The 2,527-nt window shown below is 70.0% G+C and carries 1 pseudogene; it reads right to left on the reverse strand.

The features are described 5' to 3' along the window. Positions 1 to 2,527, reverse strand: a pseudogene (locus JMF90_RS33145) (LWXIA domain-containing protein); the annotation flags it as partial.

Below are 2,527 nucleotides of genomic sequence, written 5' to 3' on the forward strand. Positions count from 1 at the left end.
CCTTCGCGTTGACGCGCGGCGGCGCGCCGTCCGGCTTCGCCCGCGTGCCCGGGCCGGCCGGCTCGTCGGCCGCGACGGGCCGCCAGCGCATCGATTGCGTGTCGGCGCTGCGCCGGTTGGCGCTCGCGGTCGTGCTGCGTTCGGCATCGGTTTCGTCGCGCTGCTGCTGCACGCGGGCGTGTTCCTCGCTGTTGCGGCGCGTGCTGCGCGCGTCGGCGGACACGCTCGCGGCTTCGCCTTCGGCCGCCGTCTGCGCGAGGCGGCGCGGCGCCTGCGCGCCGGCGACCGTCTGCCGGTAGGCGTCGCTGGCCTGGTCGAGCACGTGTTGCAGCACGTCGAGCGGCGTCTTCGCGACGATCTTCGGCGTCACGCTCATCTCGCCGTCGGGGCCGAACGACATGCGCTCGCCGGTGCCGGTCACGTCGTCCACACGCGTGCCATTGGTCCAGGCCTTCGGCGACACCGATACGACGGACAGCGTGCCGTCCTCGCCGAGCACCACCGATTTGCCCGGCGGCAGGCGCTTCGCGGACGCGCGGTCGAGCACGCGAATCGGCGTGTTGTCGTAGGTCAGCACCTTGTCGCCCACCCGCAGCGTGCCGTCCGGCGATACCTTGACGGCTTCGCCGTCGAGCGTCACGCGTGTGCGACCGGCCGCGAGCGACGACGCGTCGCCGCTGTTGAGGATCCGGCCGATCGTCTGGCTGTCGACGCTGACGGTCTTGCCGTCGGCCCCGCGGATCGGCACCGGCTGGCCGATGCGCGTGCGCACCGACGTCACCGCGCGCTCCTTGAGGCCGCCGGCGGCCATCAACGCGACGTTGGTGATCCCGGACTTGAGCTGCTCGCCGGCCGCCTTCTTGTCGCCGGTAACGAAATACTCGTAGCCCGCTTCGCCGAACGCCTCGACCGCGCCGCCCACGCCCGTCACGACCGCGGTGGTCCGCGCGCCGGTGGCGAGCACCGACGCGACTTTCGGCGTGCGCGTGAGCGCCGTGACCGCGCGCGTGAACAGCTTGCTGCCGGCCAGCTTCGCGGCGCCCGCCGCGCCCATCGGCACGAGGTTGATGAAGTCGGCCCGCGCACCCGCGTCGGTAAACGGATTGAGACTGCGCCCGTGGTCGGCGCGGTTGGCCAGATCGAGGCCGGCGCTCGTCATCGTCGCGCCGATCGCCGTGTACATCATCCCCGCGCCGAGGATGTTCAGCGGGACGCCGACGATCGCGCCGATGCCGGTGCCGTCGAGCAGCGTGCCGAGGCCTTCGAGCGCCATTCCGCCGACCATCATGCCGATGTTCAGGCCCGTGCTTGTCAGCGTGTTCAGAAAACTGTCGAAGCCGCTTTCGTGATGCGCGGCCTTCGACACGAGTTGCAGCGTGCCGTCCGCGTTGTGGCCGGTCGCGATGTCGACCGTGCCGTCCGTCGACAGCTCGTTGTTGTCGATGTAATCGTTGATGTCGTCGTAGTTGCTTGCCGTCTCGTCGACGTACTGCGTGCCGTCCTTGCCGCTGACCTTGAACAGCGCGCTGGTGGTCATGCCGGCATCCTTGGCGGCGTAGACCATCGGCAACACGCTGACCTGCGTCGTCGCGCCGCCGCCAATCGACAGCAGCTTGTCGCGCACGCTGTTGATCGTCTTCAGCTTGTCCTTGTCGGTGTAGCGCGCGACGTCGTCCTTCGTCGGCGATACGGGGTCCGAATCGTCGCCCGACGCCGCGTCGTTCTGGACGTCGGGTTGCATGCCGAGCGCGACGCCGATCAGGTTGCGCTGCTCGTTGTCGGTCAGCTTGCCGAACGCGATCGTGCCGCCGTTGTTCGTGCTCGCGCTGGCCGCGTCGAGCAGCGAGTTCGACAACTCGCCGCGATGCGCTTCGTAGAAATCGTGCAGCGCCTTCTTGTAGTCGTTCTCGGCGTCCGAACCGGGCGCCGCATAGCGCAGCCGTTCGTCGAGGCCGGCGTCGAACCGGTCCATCAGCACCTGCTGGTGCGACGTCTCGCTCAGCAGCTGCAGGCGCTGCACCGCGTTGTCGGCCTGCGTGACGGCCGCCTTCGCCTTGTCGAGCTCGACCTGATACAGGTTCGGACGCGGCGCCGACGGCGCCGGGATCATGTCGTCGCCCGCGACGGTGCGAAAGCGCATGGGCGGCGGATTCGCGGCTGCCCAGTCGTCGTATTTTTTCTGCACCGACTCGAGCGTGCTCTTCGCCTGCGTCTGCTTGATGTGCGCCTGCGACAGCGCGAGCTGGGTCGCGCGCTCGTTCACCGAATCGGACATCCGGCTGTCGGCCGCGCGGATCGCGCCCGCAACGGTCTGCATGCGCTTCACGTCGAGCATCGTCGGGCCGGCCTGCGCGGCGGACGGACCCGACGACTGCGGCAGCAGGAACGGGCTGTCGAGCAGCGGCGACGCGGGCAGTGACGATGCGCCATTGGACCCGGGCAACGTCGGCGAGGCCTGCGGCGACGCGCTCGGCAGCGTCGGCGTGCCGGTGGGGGCGGCCGACGTCGCGGTCGACAACGACGATGC

The sequence above is a fragment of the Burkholderia sp. E168m23 genome, assembly GCF_016586125.1.
In the GTDB taxonomy this organism is placed as follows: Bacteria; Pseudomonadota; Gammaproteobacteria; order Burkholderiales; family Burkholderiaceae; genus Burkholderia; species Burkholderia orbicola.